The organism is Pseudomonas sp. LW8, from assembly GCF_041956865.1.
In the GTDB taxonomy this organism is placed as follows: Bacteria; Pseudomonadota; Gammaproteobacteria; order Pseudomonadales; family Pseudomonadaceae; genus Aquipseudomonas; species Aquipseudomonas siliginis.
The window spans coordinates 3,588,226-3,606,660 of the sequence record NZ_CP168138.1 but is presented as its reverse complement, the minus strand read 5'-3'; the positions used below and the strand labels follow the sequence as shown (position 1 = coordinate 3,606,660).

Here is an 18,435-nt window from a genome sequence, read left to right as displayed (position 1 = left end):
GAGCGAGCCTACTCGCGAAAGCGGGGTATCAGTCGATCTATCCGCTGCCTGACAGAGCGCATTCGCGAGCAGGCTCGCTCCCACAAAAAAACATCACATCCGGAACACGCCGAAGCGGCTCGGTTCGATTGGCGCGTTCAGCGACGCGGACAAGGCCAGGGCCAGTACATCGCGGGTCTGCGCCGGGTCGATGACGCCGTCGTCCCACAGCCGAGCGCTGGAGTAATAAGGGTGACCCTGTTCTTCGTACTGATCGAGAATCGGCTGCTTGATCTCGGTCTCCTGCTCGGCGCTGAACGCCTGACCGCTGCGTTCGGCCTGTTCGCGCTTGACCTGCACCAGCACACCGGCGGCCTGTTCGGCGCCCATCACGCCAATCCGCGCGTTCGGCCACATCCACAAGAAACGCGGATCGTAAGCGCGCCCGCACATACCGTAGTTGCCGGCACCGAAGCTGCCGCCGATGATCACGGTGAATTTCGGCACCTTGGCACAGGCCACCGCGGTCACCAGTTTCGCGCCGTGCTTGGCGATGCCGCCGGCCTCGTATTTCTGGCCGACCATGAAACCGGTGATGTTCTGCAGAAACAGCAGCGGAATGCCGCGCTGGCAGGCCAGTTCGATGAAGTGCGCACCTTTCTGCGCAGCTTCGGCGAAGAGGATGCCGTTGTTTGCCAGAATCGCGATCGGGTAGCCGTGCAAGTGCGCGAAACCGCAGACCAGCGTGGTGCCGAACAGCGCTTTGAATTCATCGAACACCGAACCGTCGACCAGCCGCGCGATCACTTCGCGCACATCGAATGGCTGCTTGGCGTCAGCCGGAACCACGCCGTACAACTCGTCGCTGGCGTACAGCGGCGCGATCGGTGTGCGTTGCTGCACCTCGCCGAGCTTGCGCCAGTTGAGGTTGGCGACGCTGCGGCGGGCGAGGGCGAGGGCGTGTTCGTCGTTCTCGGCGTAATGGTCGGCCACGCCGGAGGTCTTGCAGTGCACATCGGCGCCGCCGAGGTCTTCGGCGCTGACCACTTCGCCGGTCGCGGCTTTTACCAGCGGCGGGCCGGCGAGGAAAATCGTCGCCTGGTTGCGCACCATGATCGCTTCGTCTGCCATCGCCGGCACATACGCGCCGCCTGCGGTGCACGAGCCCATGACCACGGCGATCTGCGGGATGCCCATGGCGCTCATGTTCGCCTGATTGAAGAATATCCGCCCGAAATGCTCGCGATCCGGAAACACTTCGTCCTGACGCGGCAGGTTGGCGCCACCGGAATCCACCAGATAAATGCACGGCAGGCGATTCTGCTGGGCGATGGTCTGCGCGCGCAGGTGTTTTTTCACGGTGAGCGGGTAATACGAGCCACCTTTCACCGTCGCATCGTTGGCGACGATCATGCACTCGACGCCTTCAACGCGACCAATCCCGGCGATCACCCCGGCAGCCGGCACGTCTTCGCCGTAAACCGCATGGGCGGCCAGTTGGCTGATTTCGAGAAACGGCGAGCCCGGATCAAGCAAGCGATTGATGCGCTCGCGCGGCAGCAATTTACCCCGCGAGGTGTGGCGTTCCTGCGCTTTGACACCGCCACCCTGCGCCACTTGGGCGAGCAAGGTGTGCAGCGCGTCGACCTGTTTGAGCATCGCCGCACTGTTGGCGGCGAACTCCGCTGAACGCGGGTTGAGCTGAGTGTGCAGAATCATGGGGCTTACTCCGTAAGCAGCTTCCAGCTACAAGCGGCAAGCTGCAAGTTGGGGCAAGAGCGTGGTTCTCTTGCAGCTTGTCGCTTGCGGCTTGCAGCTGACGAAATTCATTTCGTCTCGTTGAACAGTTCGCGGCCGATCAGCATGCGGCGGATCTCGCTGGTGCCTGCGCCGATTTCGTAGAGCTTGGCGTCGCGCAGCAGGCGGCCGGCGGGGAATTCGTTGATGTAGCCGTTACCGCCGAGAATCTGGATCGCGTCGAGGGCCATTTGCGTGGCGCGTTCGGCGGTGTAGAGGATTACCCCGGCAGCGTCCTTGCGGGTGGTTTCGCCGCGCTCGCAAGCCTGGGCCACCGCGTACAGATAGGCGCGGCTGGCATTGAGCTGGGTGTACATGTCGGCAACTTTGCCCTGGATCAGCTGGAATTCGCCGATGCTCTGGCCGAACTGCTTGCGGTCGTGGATGTACGGCACGATCAGGTCCATGCACGACTGCATGATCCCGGTCGGGCCACCGGAAAGCACCACGCGTTCGTAATCGAGGCCGCTCATCAGCACTTTCACGCCACCGTTGAGCACGCCGAGGATGTTTTCCTCCGGTACTTCGACGTCATCGAAAAACAGCTCGCAGGTGTTGGAGCCACGCATGCCAAGCTTGTCGAACTTGTTGCTGCGGCTGAAGCCTTTCCAGTCACGCTCGACGATGAATGCAGTAATGCCGTGCGGGCCTTTTTCCAGATCGGTCTTGGCGTAGATCACGTACGTATTGGCGTCAGGGCCGTTGGTGATCCAGGTTTTGCTGCCGTTGAGTACAAAGCGGTCGCCGCGTTTGTCGGCGCGCAGTTTCATCGATACCACGTCGGAACCGGCGTTGGGCTCGCTCATCGCCAGAGCGCCGACGTGCTCGCCGCTGATCAGCTTCGGCAGGTATTTGGTTTTCTGTTCGTGGTTGCCGTTGCGGTTGATCTGGTTGACGCAAAGGTTGGAGTGCGCGCCATAGGACAACGCCACCGACGCCGAGCCACGGCTGATTTCTTCCATCGCCACCACATGCGCCAGATAACCCAGACCTGCGCCGCCGTACTCCTCTGGCACGGTGATGCCGAGCAGGCCCATGTCACCGAATTTGCGCCACATGTCGGCGGGGAACAGGTTGTCGTGGTCGATCTGCGCGGCGCGCGGGGCGATCTGATCGGCGACGAAGGACTGCACCTGATCGCGCAGCATGTCGATGGTTTCACCGAGGGCGAAATTCAGGGATGGATAGCTCATGAGGCACCTTTTGGCTTTTTTATCGGGTGGAGCGCACGACGAATCGGCGTTCAGCTTTACGTTAACGTAAAGCTTCCACAGTTCGACTGTCAATCGGCTTTACGTAAGCGTCAACTTGGGCGAGAGTAAGGACAGTTCAGGATCAGATATCGGTTTGTTTCTGGTGGGAGCGAGCCTGCTCGCGAAAGCGCTGTATCAGTCGCCCTCAAGGCTGAATGACGCAGCGTATTCGCGAGCAGGCTCGCTCCCACAGGGATTCAAAACCGGGAAAACCCACTAATAAAGACAATAGGGGTCGTCATGGATCTACCCAGTGCAAACCCGCAGCGCAGCTACACCCGTGGCTCTCAGGACAAAGCCCTGCTGGCGATGACCATCGGTCAACGCTTCGATCAGACTGTCGCGCAATACCCGGACGGCGAGGCTTTGGTGGTGCGCCATCAACAGTTGCGTTACTCCTGGCGGCAACTGGCCGACGCGGTGGATGAGCAGGCCAGGGCCTTGCTCGCACTGGGCTTGCAGACCAGTGATCGCCTGGGTATCTGGGCACCGAATTGCGCGCAGTGGTGCATCACTCAGTTCGCCACGGCGAAGATCGGCGTGATCCTGGTCAACATCAATCCCGCCTACCGCAGCTCCGAACTCGAGTACGTGCTCAAGCAATCCGGCTGCCAGTGGCTGGTCTGTGCCGGAGCGTTCAAAACCTCGAATTACCACGAAATGCTCCAGAGCCTGGCGCCGGAATTGGCTGAGCACGCCATCGGTCAGCTGCGTAGCGAACGCCTGCCGGAGTTGCGCGGCGTGATCAGCCTCGATGCCAATCCGCCGCCCGGTTTTCTGCCGTGGTCGCAGCTCAGCGATCTGGCCGCCAGCGTCTCGCCCGATCAATTGCGCGAACGCAGTACCAGTCTGCATTTCGATCAACCGGTGAACATCCAGTACACCTCCGGCACCACCGGTTTCCCCAAGGGCGCGACCCTCAGTCACTACAACATTCTCAACAACGGCTACATGGTCGGCGAAAGCCTCGGCCTGACGACTGCCGATCGTCTGGTGATTCCGGTGCCGCTGTATCACTGCTTCGGCATGGTCATGGGCAACCTCGGTTGCGTCACCCATGGCAGCACGATGATCTACCCCAACGACGCTTTCGATCCGGCGCTGACCCTGCAAGCGGTGGCCGAAGAAAAAGCCACGGCGCTGTACGGTGTGCCGACCATGTTTATCGCCATGCTCGATCAGCCGCAGCGGCAGACCTTCGACCTGTCGAGCCTGCGCACCGGGATCATGGCCGGCGCGACCTGTCCGATCGAGGTCATGCGCCGGGTCATCAACGAAATGCACATGAGCGAAGTGCAGATCGCCTACGGCATGACCGAAACCAGTCCGGTGTCGCTGCAGACCGGGCCAGCGGATGAGCTGGAGTTGCGTGTCACCACGGTCGGGCGCACCCAGCCGCAACTGGAAAGCAAGATCATCGACACCGCTGGCAACGTGGTGCCCCGCAACACCACCGGCGAATTGTGCACGCGCGGCTACAGCGTGATGCTCGGCTACTGGAAGAATCCGCAGGCCACCGCCGAATCAATCGATGAGGCGGGGTGGATGCACACCGGCGACCTGGCGAGCATGAACGAGGAGGGTTACGTCAACATCGCCGGGCGTAACAAAGACATGATCATTCGTGGCGGGGAGAACGTTTATCCCCGTGAGCTGGAGGAGTTCTTCTTCACCCATCCGGCGGTGGCGGACGTGCAGGTGATCGGTATTCCGTGCTCGCGCTATGGTGAGGAAATCGTCGCCTGGATCAAATTCCACCCCGGCCACAGCGCCTCCGAACTGGAGCTGCAAGCCTGGTGCAAGGAGCGCATCGCCCATTTCAAGACACCGCGTTACTTCAAATTCGTCGACGCGTTTCCGATGACGGTGACGGGCAAGATCCAGAAATTCAGGATGCGTGAGATCAGTATCGAGGAGCTGAAAACAATCGAGGGATAATCACAAAATTTCTGTGGGAGCGAGCCTGCTCGCGAATGCGGTGTGTCATTCAGCGCAAATGTGTCTGGCACACCGTTTTCGCGAGCAGGCTCGCTCCCACAGGGATGCAGTGATAGAGAGACGAATTGCAGAAAGCACAAAGGGGAGCCGAAGCTCCCCTTTAATTTGTCGTTGCGTGCTCTTTTTATTATTGAGGGTCGGTCTGTTGTTGTTTTTGGCAACCGTGGCCCTGTACAGCTTTTTGGCGACCCCCATCCGGGGTCAAGAGCAAACGTATTTTTTTGAGCGCTGATCTGCTTTCTCGTTTAACGATCCAACCGATTCGGGAGCTACCTGAAGGTAGTTTTATTGTTCTCTGCCCGGTTGCGGGTCACTCCTGAGAGCACCCTGAAAAGCACACCTTCTCCAAAAAAATCTGTTAGCTGCGTCTCTGCCGTGTTGTTCTTGTTATGTCAGAGTCGTTTCGTCTTGTTTTTATTGGTTTGCGGCTTTTTATTCTTGTTATGCCATAGAGATAGCAGGTGTCGTGCCAACTTTTAAAAAGTCTTATAAATCAGTGATTTAAGTTTTTCGGGCTTTTTCACCCCAGGGCAAAGCCAGACAATTTGTTTCCGTGTTACTCGCTTTTGCCCACAGCACTGACCCAGCGGTAACACCTCACTGCGCGCTGCGTGCCTTGGCCACTCGCGAACCGCTTGGACGGCCGAGCACTGCACTGATCTGCTGGCCCGCAGCAATCAAGGCGTCCAGGTCGATACCGGTCTCGATGCCCAAGCCATCCAGCAGGTACACCACGTCTTCGGTCGCGACGTTACCGCTCGCGCCTTTGGCGTAAGGGCAGCCGCCAAGGCCGGCGATAGAGCTGTCGAACACCGCAATGCCTTCGAGCAGGCTGGCGTAGATATTGGCCATGGCCTGGCCATAGGTGTCGTGGAAATGCCCGGCAAGCTTGTCCCGTGGTACCTGCGCCGAGACCACCTCGAACAGGCGCCGGGTCGCGCCCGCCGTGCCGGTGCCGATGGTGTCGCCCAGCGACACTTCGTAGCAGCCCATCGCGTACAGCTCGCGCGCGACCATCGCCACTTGCTCCGGCGCGACCGTGCCTTCATACGGGCAGCCCAGCACACAGGAAACGTAACCGCGCACGGTAACGCCGTGTTGTTTGGCGGCCTCCATGATCGGCGCAAACCGCGCCAGGCTTTCGTTGATCGAGCAATTGATGTTGCGCTGCGAGAACGCCTCGGAGGCGGCGGCGAACACCGCGACTTCCTTGACCCCGGCGGCGAGCGCGTCTTCAAAGCCGCGCAAGTTCGGCGCCAGCGCGCCGTAGGTCACGCCGGGTTTGCGCTGGATCTGCGCAAACACCTCGGCGGAGCCGGCCATCTGCGGCACCCATTTCGGCGAGACGAAACTGCCGACTTCGATGTAGCCGAGCCCGGCGGCGCTCAGGGCATCGACCAGTTGCACCTTGTCAGCCACGCTGATCGGTTGGGCTTCGTTCTGCAGGCCATCGCGCGGGCCGACTTCGATCAGGCGTACTTGGGAGGGGAGGGACATGGGTGGGACCTGCCTGTTTTTTTAGTTCACGAAGAACCCTGTGGGAGCGAGCCTGCTCGCGAAAGCGGTGGATCAGTCACCGTTAATGTTGGATGACAGAATGCATTCGCGAGCAGGCTCGCTCCCACAGGGGCGCCAGTGTTGGCTAGACCGCCTGCTGGCTCTTGAGCGTCTGCTCCAACGCCTGCACGCAGCGCTCTTCAGCAGTGTCCAGCTCGAGCTTCATCTGTTCGATATCCAGCAACTGCTGTTCGAGCTGTTCGCGGCGTTCGCTGATTTTCGCCAGCATGCTGTTGAGCTGTTTGGTGTTACCGCCGCTAGGGTCATAGAGCTCGATCAGCTCGCGGCATTCGGCCAGGGAAAAACCGATGCGCTTGCCGCGCAGGATCAGCTTCAGAGTGACCTTGTCGCGCGGCGAATAGATACGTTCCTGGCCACGACGCTCGGGGCTGAGCAGGCCTTGCTCTTCATAAAAGCGGATCGCCCGGGTGGTGATGTCCAGCTCGCGGGCGAGGTCGGAAATGCTATAGGTCTGACTGCTCATGAAAGCGCTCGGAAAAGGGGCATGGCGCTAAGCTAATCGGTGGTTTACGTTTACGTCAAGCGGGATGGATTTGGGGTGTCCGTACAGGCCTCTTCGCGAGCAGGCTCGCTCCCACATTCGACCGCGTTCCTTCAGATGAAATGCAATTCATTGTGGGAGCGAGCCTGCTCGCGAAGAACGATAACGCGGTAAAAAAGCCCTACACCTTCTCCAGCTTCTTCTCCTGCGCCGTCACCTGTTGGCACAACTCGATCATCTGCTCGCGCATCCAGCGGTTGGCCGGGTCCTGGTCGGTGCTCTCATGCCAATACAGGTGCGTTTCCACCGAGGGCACATCATTCACCGGCAAATTGAACGATTGCAGATCATGGCGGCGGGCGAAGCGTTCCGGCACGGTCATGACCATGTCGGTCTGCTGCATCACTTGCGAGGCCATCAGATAGTGCTGCGAGCGCAGGGCGATCTTGCGCTGGATGCCCATTTTGCCCAGCGCCAGATCGACATAGCCCAGACCACTGCGGCGGCTGGAAATATGGATGTGAGTCAGCGACAAATAGTCATCGAGACTGAGTTTTTCCTTGCTCGCCATTGGATGGCCCTTGCGCATGGCGCAGACGTAACGGTCGTCCATCAGCTTGACGTGGCGTACCTGCGGGTCGGTGTTGAGCGGCGCATCCACGGCGAAATCCAGACGCCCGGCGGCCAGTTCCTTGGTGGTTTCCCGGCGCTTGGACAGAAAGCTTTCGATGATCACCGTCGGCGCCAGGCGGCGCAGACGCTGGAACAAGGGCGGCAGAATGATTGCCTCCGTCAAATCGGTCATGCTGATGCGGTAAGTCTTGGCCGCCTGCGCCGGGTTGAAGATGCGGCTTTCCTGCACCGACACGCGCAGCAGCGACAGGGCGTTGCGCACCGGGCCGATGATGTTCTGCGCCATCGGCGTGGGCACCATGCCCTGAGCGGTACGCACGAAGAGCGGGTCGTTGAAGGTTTCGCGCAACCGCGCCAGGGCATTGGACACCGCCGGCTGGGTGATGCCGACAATCTGCCCGGCGCGGGTCAGGTTGGCTTCCGTGTAGATCGCGTCGAAGACGATGAAAAGGTTCAGGTCGACCTTGCTCAGATTCATAACGCGGCTTCTCTTGTTATTAAGTGCAAGTGTTTTGGGGCTGACGATCAGCGGATCATATATTGGTGATGAATGTTTATACACGCCGAGAATAGGCTAGGTAAATGATCAGCGCTGTTCTAGCATCGATTGCATGACTTGAACAACCTCTGCCCGAGAAGGTAACTACCCATGGATTTCGCTTATTCGCCCAAGGTTCAGGAACTGCGTGAGCGCGTGACTGCGTTCATGGACACTTACGTTTACCCGGCCGAAGCGGTGTTCGAACGCCAGGTCGCCGAGGGCGATCGCTGGCAGCCGACCGCAATCATGGAAGAGCTCAAGGCCAAGGCCAAGGCTGAAGGGCTGTGGAATTTGTTTCTGCCTGAGTCCGAGCTGGGCGCCGGCCTGAGTAACCTCGAATATGCGCCATTGGCGGAAATCATGGGCCGTTCCCTGCTGGGGCCGGAGCCGTTCAACTGCTCGGCGCCGGACACCGGCAACATGGAAGTGCTGGTGCGCTACGCCAACGAAGAGCAGAAACAGCGCTGGCTCGAGCCGCTGCTGCGCGGCGAGATTCGTTCGGCGTTCGCCATGACCGAGCCCGACGTGGCATCTTCCGACGCGACCAACATGGCCGCCCGGGCCGTGCGTGATGGCGATCAGTGGGTGATCAACGGCAAGAAATGGTGGACCTCCGGCGCCTGCGATCCGCGCTGCAAGATTCTGATCTTCATGGGCCTGAGCAACCCCGACGCGCCGCGTCACGCCCAGCATTCGATGATCCTCGTGCCGGTCGACACCCCCGGGGTGAAAATCGTCCGTCCGCTGCCGGTATTCGGCTACGACGACGCACCGCACGGTCACGCCGAAGTGCTGTTCGACAACGTTCGGGTGCCGTACGAAAACGTTCTGCTCGGTGAAGGACGCGGCTTCGAAATCGCTCAGGGTCGCCTTGGCCCAGGGCGGATTCACCACTGCATGCGTTCGATCGGCATGGCCGAGCGTGCGCTGGAACTGATGTGCAAACGCTCGGTGAGCCGCACCGCATTCGGCAAACCGCTGGCGCGTCTGGGCGGCAACATCGACAAGATCGCCGACTCGCGGATGGAGATCGACATGGCGCGTCTGCTGACGTTGAAAGCGGCGTACATGATGGACACCGTCGGCAACAAAGTGGCGAAAAGCGAGATTGCGCAGATCAAAGTCGTCGCACCGAACGTGGCCTTGCGGGTGATCGACCGGGCGATCCAGATGCATGGCGGGGCAGGGGTGTCGAACGATTTCCCGCTGGCCTATATGTATGCGATGCAGCGCACCCTGCGCCTGGCCGACGGCCCCGACGAAGTGCACCGCGCGGCGATTGGCAAGTTCGAGATCGGCAAGTATGTGCCGAAGGAGATGATGCGTAGCGGCCAGTAATACCGCGTCGCCTCATTCGCGAGCAGGCTCGCTCCCACAAGATTTGTGCACGCCACAGATCCAATGTGGGAGCGAGCCTGCTCGCGAAAGGGCCTGTACACTCAGCACATCGACATCAGGATCAATACACCCAAACCTCAACCCGCCGATTCTTGATCCGCCCTTCATCCGCGCTGTTGGTCGCCACCGGCATCAGCGCACCAAAGCCGCGTACTTCGCGCATGACCACACCGTTTTTGACCAGCTCGCGCCGCACCGCCATTGCTCGCAGCTTCGACAGTAGATCAGCCCGCGCCGGGTCATCCTTCAAATCACCAAACCCCACCAGCGTCACCGCCCGTTCGGTCTTGCCATTGCGCTTTATATAGTCGAGCACCCGCGCCAGATCCTGCCGCGCCTTGTTGTCCAGACTGGCGCTGCCCTCGGCAAAACGGAAATTCACTGTCAGACGCTGGGCATGCCGGCTGAGAGATTGATAACCCTCTGGCATCAGCGCATTCGGCGCCACGCTCATGGCCTGCACGGTCTGGCTGACAAAACCGCTGGTCGCGACGATCGCCTGTCCCTGTGGACTTTGCGCGAACGTTGCCAACGCCTGCGCCCACGGATTCTGGATGTCCGGCGGTAGATAAAAGAACAAGCGCCGCGACAGCGGATAGTCTTCGGTGGCGATCAGGCTGTTCAGCGGCAGCATCGCTTGCGACGCGCCGTCGGCAATCGCCACGGCTTTGGCTTGACGGACATAGGGCAAGCCGATGAAGCCGATACCTTGCGGATCGTTGCTGACCGCATCGGACAATTGCTCGCTGGATTCGAAACGCTTCGCCGCGCTGCCGAGACTTTTCCCACGCCGGCTCAGGACCAGTTCCTTGAACGTGTCGTACGTCCCCGATTGATCATCCCGCGCATATAAATGAATGGCGCCGCCACGGCCACCGAGTTCTTCCCAGGTTTTCACTTCGCCGGCAAAAATCCGCGCCAGTTGCTCGGTGTTCAACTGCTCAAGCGGGTTGGCCGGGTTGAGGATGATCGCCAGGCCATCGATGGCAATGACTTGCTCGGCCGCCGGGCTTTTCAGATCGCCGAGGGTTTGCAGGGCAAGCAGTTCGCTGTCCTTGATCTCACGGGAAGAGGCGGCCAGATCGGCGCTGGCGTTTTTCAACGCAGCGAAACCGGTGCTGGAACCGTGAGCGGCAACTTCGATGATCACGCGTTGCCCTTGTGCGGTCTGGCCGACGATGCGTTGTTCGTTGGCGGTGTCCGGGGTTTCGCGGTGGATTTTCAGCAGGCCTTGTTGCTGCAACAGGCCTTCGACCAGCGCCGGACCCAGATCGGCACCGATGGTGTTGGAGCCCTGAATGCGTAGAGCCGGGCCGTTTTCGGGGATCGGCAGGGCGGCGGCGTAGATCGACAACCAGCCACTCAACAGGAAAATGCAGAGAACACGCAGGGTCATGCCGGCACCGAATCAAGCCAAGGGGATTGCCGGGGAGATTAAGTCAGGCGCGTGACCGAAATATGACAGGGGATTACCTGTGGGAGCGAGCCTGCTCGCGAAGGCGCCGTGTCAGTCGAAAAATTCGTCGCTGATCCACCGCATTCGCGAGCAGGCTCGCTCCCACAATGAAAATTCCCTCAGGCCAGCTCAAGCCAGATCGGCGCATGGTCCGATGGCTTTTCCATGCCGCGCAGTTCGTAGTCCACGCCGGCGTCCTTGACCCGTGGCAGCAGGCCATGGGAAGCCAGAATTACATCGATGCGCAGGCCGCGTTTGGGCTCATCTTCAAAGCCACGGCTGCGGTAGTCGAACCAGCTGAACATGTCGCTCACGTCGGGATTGAGGTGACGGTAGCTGTCGGTCAGGCCCCAGTTTTTCAGGCGCGCCATCCACTCGCGCTCCTCCGGCAGGAAGCTGCATTTGCCGGTTTTCAGCCAGCGCTTCATGTTGTCCGGGCCGATGCCGATGTCGCAGTCTTCCGGGGAAATGTTCACATCGCCCATCACCACCAGTGGCTGTTCATTGTGGAACTGGCTTTCCAGCAGCGCTTGCAGATCGCTGTAGAAACGCTCTTTGGCAGGGAATTTGGTTGGGTGGTCGCGGCTTTCACCTTGTGGGAAATAGCCGTTCATGATCGTCACCGGCACGCCGTTGGCATCGGCAAAAGTGCCCCAGATAAACCGCCGCTGCGCGTCTTCTTCATCGGTGGCGAAGCCTTTATGGATGGCGATCGGTTCGTTGCGCGAGAGCAGGGCGACCCCGTAATGACCTTTCTGGCCATGGAAGTGCACGTGGTAGCCGAGGGCGCGGATGTCTTCGAGGGGGAACTGGTCGTCGTGGACCTTGGTTTCCTGCAGGCCGATCACGTCGGGCTGATGTTTTTCGATCAGCGCTGCCAGCTGATGCGGACGGGCACGCAGTCCGTTGATGTTGAAGGAAACAATCTTCATGGTCGGCAGTCCTGGCAAAAGGGCGATGCTAGCTGACATGGGGGAGATGGGCCAGTGTGGGACAAATCATTTTGGCCTGTGGGATTTGTGATGCCCTATGCAGCGCCTCTGTGGGAGCGAGCCTGCTCGCGAAGAGGCCGGCGAGATCGATGAAGATCCCGACTTGGTCTATACCTGTCAGGGGAACCACCACATCCGCCCAAGGTTCGTACCAACAAGCGCGCCAGCCTCCGAGCGCGCCCCCGGGGAGAATCACTGCAATGCCTGAAACCCAGACCGCCGTTGCCGACATCCATATGCTCGACCGCGGCTATTCGCGCGAAGCCCGCTCGTTGCTGTATCAGGCCTATCGCCACGAGCCGACCTTCGGCTACCTGTTCGAAGCCGAACGTCCCGGCTATGAACAACGGGTGCGCGCCACGGTGCGCGAGCTGGTCAAACAGCATTTTCTCCAGGACCTGCCGGCAATCGGCCTGTTGGTCAACGATCGCTTGATCGGCATCGCCCTGATCGCACCGCCGCAACGGCGCCTGGGCGTTACCGAAAGTTGGGCGTGGCGCTTGCGCATGGTGCTCAGCACCGGTTTTCGCTGCACCCGGCGTTATCTGGAATACCACGATGCCGTTGCTGCATGCGTGCCGGGTGATTCGGTGCACATGCTGCCGTTGCTCGGCGTTCACCCGCAGTTTCAAGGCAAACACTACGGCGAACAGTTGCTCACTGCCGTGCACAACTGGTGCGCCGTCGATGAAACATCGCAAGGCGTGGTGCTCGACACCGGCAACCCGCGCTACCTGGAATTCTATAAAAGGCAGGGTTATCAGGAGATCGGCGAGGTTGCCGTCGGGCCGGTGCGCGAACACGTATTTTTCCACGCCAATCCGCAGGTGTTACAAACAGCAACGGGATAATGATCGAACTTCTTCACAAATTACCTGTTCTATCAGGCTCCCGAGCCCGTGATAGCATCCGCGCCTATGAAGTTTCCACGAAGATTTACCAGCGGCGTGCTGATGCTGTTATCCAGCTGCGCGGCGCTGGCGCAAAGTGAATTGGATGTACGGATCAAGCCGTCCAACGATGAACTCAAGGCCAATATAGAAGGCTATATCGGCAGCCTCGGCGATCGCGACGAAGAAGCCTTGCTGCGTTTCAGTCGCGGCGCCGAAGAGCAGGCGCGCAAAGCGGCGCAGGCGTTGGGCTATTACCAGCCGCAGATCGACAGTGACGTCAAGGGCGGAGAAAAACCGCGTCTGGTGTTGAACATCGATCCCGGCGAGCCGATTCGCCTGCGCAACGTCACCGTGCGCGTCGACGGCCCGGCAGCCTCGCTGAAATCCTTTCGCGTGCCGAAAAGCGACCTGCTCAAGTCCGGCGCCGTGCTCAACCATGGCCGTTACGAAGACGCCAAGCGCGTGATTCAAAATCAGGCCTCGCGCTTCGGTTACTTCAGCGGTCATTTCACCAGCCAGAAACTCATGGTCGACCCGCGCGCAGGTGTCGCCGACATCGAATTGATCTACGACAGCGGCCCGCGCTATGCGCTGGGCAAAGTCAGTTTCGAGGGCGACACGCCGTTCGACGAAGACCTGCTGCAACGCATGGTGCCGTTCAAGGCAGGCGAGCCTTACGATTCGGAACTGATCGCCGAACTCAATCGCGACCTGCAATCGAGCGGCTATTTCGAAGGCGTGCGTGTCGACGCGGCACCGACGGCAGCGCAGAACGATGTGATTCCGGTCGCCGTCAAACTCGACACGCGCAAGCCGCGCACCATGGGCCTGGGCCTCGGTTATTCGACCGACGTCGGGCCACGGATCAAGGCCAACTGGACGCGTCACTGGGTCAACCCGCAGGGCGACAGCTATGGCTGGGAGGCCGAGCTCTCGGCGCCCCGGCAGAACGTCGGGCTGTTCTACGACATCCCGCTCGACCCGCCATTGACCGACAAACTGCGCTGGGCCGGCGGCTATCAGTTCGAAGACATCGAAGGCTCCGACACCCTCAGCAAACTGCTGACTTTCGGCCCGGAATGGCACAGCAAGTTGCCCAGCGGCTGGCAGCGGGTGATCTCGCTGAAATGGCAACGTGAAGAATACGAACTCGGCGACGACTCCGGCCTGAGCACGTTGCTCATGCCCGGCATCAGTTATTCCTATCTGAAAAGCGACAACCGCATCGATCCGCGTAACGGCTATCGCCTGAGCTTCGAAAGCAAAGTGGCCAAGGAAGGCCTCGGTTCGGACAACAACCTTTTATATGGCACCGCGCTGGTCAAGGGCCTGACCACGGTGTTCGACAAGCACCGCTTGCTCGGTCGCGTGCAGGTCGGCGGCAGCGCCACCAACGGCTACAACTCGATTCCGCCGTCGCTGCGCTTCTTTGCCGGTGGCGATCAGAGCGTGCGCGGTTACGACTATCAGAGCCTGTCGCCGAAAAACTCTGACGGCGACCGCATCGGTGGCCGCTACATGATTGCCGGCAGCGTCGAGTATCAGTATTCGATCGCCGAGAAATGGCGGGTCGCGACCTTCGTCGACCAAGGCAACTCTTTTAACAAACTCGAACTGCCCGACCTCAAGACCGGGGTCGGTGTAGGTGTGCGCTGGGTCTCGCCGGTCGGGCCGATCCGCCTTGACCTGGCCCATGCGCTGGACGACGACGGCGGCATCCGGCTGCACTTTTCCATGGGGCCTGAGCTGTGAAGCGTGGTGTGAAAATAACGGCGCTGACGCTGTTGGCGCTGGTCGTGTTGATTGTCTTGAGCCTGGCCGCACTGCTTGGCACGCAGGCCGGCAGCCGTTGGGCGCTGGGCCTTGTGCCCGGCTTGAGCGTGGAGAATTTCCACGGTCGCCTCGCTGGGCAGTGGAGTGCCGATCACCTGGTATGGCAACAGGACACCAGCCGCGTCGAGCTGAACAAGGCAATCTTCGCCTGGTCGCCGCTGTGCCTGACGCGCATGACCTTGTGCATTGATCAGCTCAAGGCCGATCAGGTCGTCCTGCAATTCCCGCCGAGCGAAGAAACCACCGAGAGCGGCCCGATCACACTGCCGGACCTGCAATTGCCGTTGGCCATCGAATTGGGCGACGTCGAGGTGGGCAGCCTGTTGTTCAACGGCAGCGAACAGCTCAAGGGCTTGCAACTGGCGGCGCACTGGACCGCTCAGGGGCTGCAGATCGACAGCGTGAAATTGCAGCGCGACGAGCTCAGCCTGAACCTGTCCGGCCTGCTGCAACCGAGCGGCAACTGGCCGCTGACGATTCAGGGCGATTTGACTTTGCCTTCTCCCGGCAGCGAGCCGTGGACGCTGGCGCTGAAAGTCGACGGCGACCTGCTGAAAACCCTCAACCTGCACGCCGACAGCCGCGGCTACCTCGACGGCCAGTTGAACGGCGAGCTGCAAGCGCTGGCGGAAAACCTCCCGGCCAAGCTGCGCGTCACCAGCGATGCGTTCAAGCCGAGCGCCGATTTGCCGGACACCCTGCAATTCAATCAGCTTGTGCTCACCGGCGAAGGCGACCTGAAAAACGGTTATCAACTGCTCGGCAACGCATCGTTGCCCGCCGAGAAATCACCGGTGGCGCTGCTGCTCAAGGGCAAGGTTGACGCCAACGGCGCGCAGATCGCCGGGCTCGACCTCAACGCCAACGACAAGCAAAGCCTCAAGCTCACCGGCAATGTCGACTGGAGCAAAGGCCTCAGCGCTCAGGCCAATATCAACTGGCAAGACTTCCCGTGGCACCGGCTCTATCCGGAAATCGACGAGCCGCAAGTGACGTTGCGCACCTTTACCGGCGAAGTGTCCTACACCGACGGTCAGTACCTCGGCAACTTCGACGCTGCGCTGGATGGCCCGGCCGGGGCGTTCACCTTGAGCAGTCCGTTCAGTGGCAGTCTGGAACAGATCGCCTTGCCGCAACTGGTCATGCAGGCCGGGCAGGGCAAGGCCGAAGGGCACGTCAATGTGCGCTTCGCCGACGGCATCGCCTGGGATACCGCGCTGGATCTGTCGGCGCTCAACCCGGCGTACTGGGTCGCCGAACTGCCGGGCACCCTGGCCGGGCCGTTGCAGAGTAAGGGCGAGATGAAGAATGATCAGCTCAGCCTCAGCGCCGACCTCGACCTCAAAGGCAAATTGCGCGGTCAGCCGGCGGTCCTCCAGGCCAAGGCTGACGGCGCTGGCGAGCGGTGGAACCTCAACGCCCTGCAGATCCGCCTCGGCGATAACAGCATCAACGGCAAGGGCAGCCTGCAGGACAAACTCGGCGGGCAGATCGACATCAAGCTGCCGCGTCTGGCCCAGCTCTGGCCGCAACTGCGCGGGCAGGTCAACGGCCAGATCAACGTCGCCGGTACGCTGAAGGCGCCACAGGGCAAGCTTGATCTGCAAGGTTCGCAACTGGCCTTCCAGGACAATCGCCTGCAAAGCCTCAACCTCGACGCCACGCTCGACAGCGCGCAACGAGCGAAGATCAATCTCAAAGGCAGCGGCATTCAGACCGGCGACACCTCGCTGGGCACCCTGACCGCCAGTGCTCAGGGCGATATCAAAAGCCAGAAACTCAACCTCGACCTGATCGGACCGAAGCTGAAACTGGCGCTGGGTCTGGACGGCAATCTCGACAAGGGCAACTGGCACGGACGCTTGGCCAGTGGCGACATTCAGGCCGGTGGCCAGGACTGGAAGCTGCAAAGCCCGGCCAGACTGGAGCGCTTGGCGGACGGCCAGATCAATTTCGGCGCGCATTGCTGGCTGTCCGGCAATGCCAGCCTGTGTGGCGAAGATCAGCGCCTGATGCCCGAGCCTAAGCTGCGTTATCACCTCAAGCAATTCCCGATCGAAAGCCTTGCGCAATGGCTGCCCAAAGACTTCGCCTGGCAGGGCCGGCTCAACGCCGATCTGCAACTGGACCTGCCCGCCAGCGGCCCGAACGGCGTGGTCAGTGTCGACGCCAGCGGCGGCACCCTGCGCGTGCGCGACAAGGATCGCTGGCTGGATTTCCCCTACCAGACCCTCAAACTCAGCAGCAAGCTCACGCCCAAGCGCGTCGACACCGAGCTCAATTTTGTCGGCGGCAAACTCGGCGAATTGATGGTCCAGGCGCAGCTCAATCCGCTGCCGAAGAACAAACCGCTGAGCGGCTCGTTCCGCCTCTCTGGCCTCGACCTGTCGGTGGCGCGGCCGTTTGTACCGATGGTCGAGAAACTCACCGGCCGCCTCAACGGCAGTGGCACGATCTCCGGTGGTTTGCTCGCACCGCTGGTCAACGGCACCGTGCAGCTCAGCGATGGCGAAGTGTCCGGCGCCGAACTGCCGATGGAGCTGCAGAATCTGCAACTGACTGCGGCGATCGCCGGCGAGTCGATGCGCCTGGACGGAGGCTGGAACAGCGGCAAGACTGGCAAGGGCAGCCTCAACGGCAACGTCGCTTGGGGGCAGGCGCTGGTGGTCGATCTGGCGCTCAAGGGCACGCAATTGCCGGTCAGCGTCGAGCCCTACGCCAAACTGGAAATGGCCCCGGATCTGAAGATTTCCATGGCCGGCGATGAGCTGAAAGTTGCCGGCAAGGTGCTGGTGCCGAAAGGCGAAATCACCGTGCGCGAGCTGCCGCCATCGACGGTAAAAGTCTCCGACGACACGATCATCGTTGGCGCGCAGACCGAAGAGGGCAAACCACCGATCGCGATGAAAATGGACATCGACGTGATCGTCGGCCAGGACAAGCTGAGCTTTGCCGGTTTCGGCCTGACCGCCAATCTGCAAGGTCAGGTGCACATCGGCGACAACATGGACACCCGTGGCGAACTCTGGCTCAACGACGGCCGCTATCGCGCCTACGGCCAGCGCCTGACCGTGCGTCGCGCGCGTCTGTTGTTCGCCGGTCCCATCGACCAGCCATATCTGGACATCGAAGCGATCCGCCAGACCGACGACGTCATCGCCGGTATTCGCCTGAGCGGCAGCGCCGAACAGCCGACCACGCAGATCTTCTCCGAACCGGCGATGAGTCAGGAACAGGCGCTGTCGTACCTGGTGCTGGGCCGTCCGCTGAGCACCAGCGGCGAAGACAACAACATGCTCGCGCAAGCCGCGCTGGGCCTGGGCCTGATGGGCAGCGCCGGGGTCACCAGTGGTCTGGCCAAGGATCTGGGCATCGAGGATTTCCAGCTCGACACCCAGGGCAGCGGCAACGACACCAGCGTCGTCGCCAGCGGCAACATCTCCGAAAAACTCAGCCTGCGCTACGGCGTCGGCGTCTTCGAACCGGCCAGCACCATCGCCTTGCGCTACAAGCTGAGCAAGAAGGTCTACGTCGAAGCGGCGAGCGGCGTGGCGAGTTCGCTGGATATTTTCTACAAGCGGGATTTCTAGAGCGCACCTGCTC

Annotated in this window: 12 protein-coding genes; 5 read left to right on the top strand and 7 right to left on the bottom strand. The window is 60.9% G+C overall.

Annotated features, from left to right (window positions below; genetic code table 11):
• Positions 1 to 93 precede the first annotated feature (93 nt).
• Entirely contained in the window at positions 94 to 1,698 is a 1,605-nt protein-coding gene (locus AB9L16_RS16235; RefSeq protein WP_056788823.1) for a carboxyl transferase domain-containing protein, read from the bottom strand.
• 107 nt (positions 1,699 to 1,805) lie between these two features.
• Positions 1,806 to 2,969, bottom strand: coding sequence for an isovaleryl-CoA dehydrogenase (locus AB9L16_RS16230; RefSeq protein WP_024013438.1), 1,164 nt, complete (start codon positions 2,967 to 2,969; stop codon positions 1,806 to 1,808).
• Between the two features lie 300 nt (positions 2,970 to 3,269).
• On the opposite strand from AB9L16_RS16230, the gene AB9L16_RS16225 reads away from it, so the two are divergent.
• A complete protein-coding gene (locus AB9L16_RS16225) occupies positions 3,270 to 4,967 on the top strand; it encodes an AMP-binding protein (RefSeq protein ID WP_375122389.1) in 1,698 nt (565 codons plus the stop codon).
• Between the two features lie 657 nt (positions 4,968 to 5,624).
• On the opposite strand, the gene AB9L16_RS16220 is transcribed toward AB9L16_RS16225, so the two are convergent.
• From AB9L16_RS16220 to AB9L16_RS16210, 3 genes are all read right to left on the bottom strand, one after another.
• Entirely contained in the window at positions 5,625 to 6,524 is a 900-nt protein-coding gene (locus AB9L16_RS16220) for a hydroxymethylglutaryl-CoA lyase (protein WP_252886437.1), read from the bottom strand.
• A gap of 145 nt (positions 6,525 to 6,669) precedes the next feature.
• Positions 6,670 to 7,068: a MerR family DNA-binding transcriptional regulator gene (locus tag AB9L16_RS16215; protein WP_039763349.1), complete on the bottom strand. Its 399-nt coding sequence runs from the start codon at positions 7,066 to 7,068 to the stop codon at positions 6,670 to 6,672.
• 199 nt (positions 7,069 to 7,267) lie between these two features.
• The gene (locus AB9L16_RS16210) at positions 7,268 to 8,197 is read right to left on the bottom strand and encodes a LysR family transcriptional regulator (RefSeq protein ID WP_262135995.1); all 930 of its coding nucleotides are present in this window, start codon (positions 8,195 to 8,197) and stop codon (positions 7,268 to 7,270) included.
• Between the two features lie 171 nt (positions 8,198 to 8,368).
• Between AB9L16_RS16210 and AB9L16_RS16205 the strand changes: the two genes are divergently transcribed.
• Positions 8,369 to 9,598, top strand: a complete 1,230-nt coding sequence (locus AB9L16_RS16205) for an acyl-CoA dehydrogenase (protein WP_024013435.1) — start codon at positions 8,369 to 8,371, stop codon at positions 9,596 to 9,598.
• A 121-nt stretch (positions 9,599 to 9,719) separates the two neighbouring features.
• On the opposite strand, the gene AB9L16_RS16200 is transcribed toward AB9L16_RS16205, so the two are convergent.
• Positions 9,720 to 11,054 carry a substrate-binding domain-containing protein gene (locus AB9L16_RS16200; RefSeq protein ID WP_375122388.1) on the bottom strand — a complete coding sequence of 445 codons (1,335 nt, stop codon included), beginning with the start codon at positions 11,052 to 11,054 and terminating at the stop codon, positions 9,720 to 9,722.
• A gap of 179 nt (positions 11,055 to 11,233) precedes the next feature.
• Positions 11,234 to 12,046, bottom strand: coding sequence for an exodeoxyribonuclease III (xthA, locus tag AB9L16_RS16195; protein WP_041477104.1), 813 nt, complete (start codon positions 12,044 to 12,046; stop codon positions 11,234 to 11,236).
• Positions 12,047 to 12,306: 260 nt separating this feature from the next.
• Here xthA and AB9L16_RS16190 point away from each other — a divergent pair, with 260 nt between their 5' ends.
• The 3 genes from AB9L16_RS16190 (at position 12,307) to AB9L16_RS16180 (ending at position 18,422) form a co-directional block, all read left to right on the top strand.
• Entirely contained in the window at positions 12,307 to 12,957 is a 651-nt protein-coding gene (locus AB9L16_RS16190; protein WP_041477100.1) for an N-acetyltransferase, read from the top strand.
• Between the two features lie 66 nt (positions 12,958 to 13,023).
• The gene (locus AB9L16_RS16185) at positions 13,024 to 14,751 is read left to right on the top strand and encodes an autotransporter assembly complex family protein (RefSeq protein ID WP_056788842.1); all 1,728 of its coding nucleotides are present in this window, start codon (positions 13,024 to 13,026) and stop codon (positions 14,749 to 14,751) included.
• Positions 14,748 to 18,422 carry a translocation/assembly module TamB domain-containing protein gene (locus tag AB9L16_RS16180; RefSeq protein ID WP_375122387.1) on the top strand — a complete coding sequence of 1,225 codons (3,675 nt, stop codon included), beginning with the start codon at positions 14,748 to 14,750 and terminating at the stop codon, positions 18,420 to 18,422. Before AB9L16_RS16185 ends, AB9L16_RS16180 begins: the two co-directional genes overlap by 4 nt.
• Positions 18,423 to 18,435: the final 13 nt, after the last annotated feature.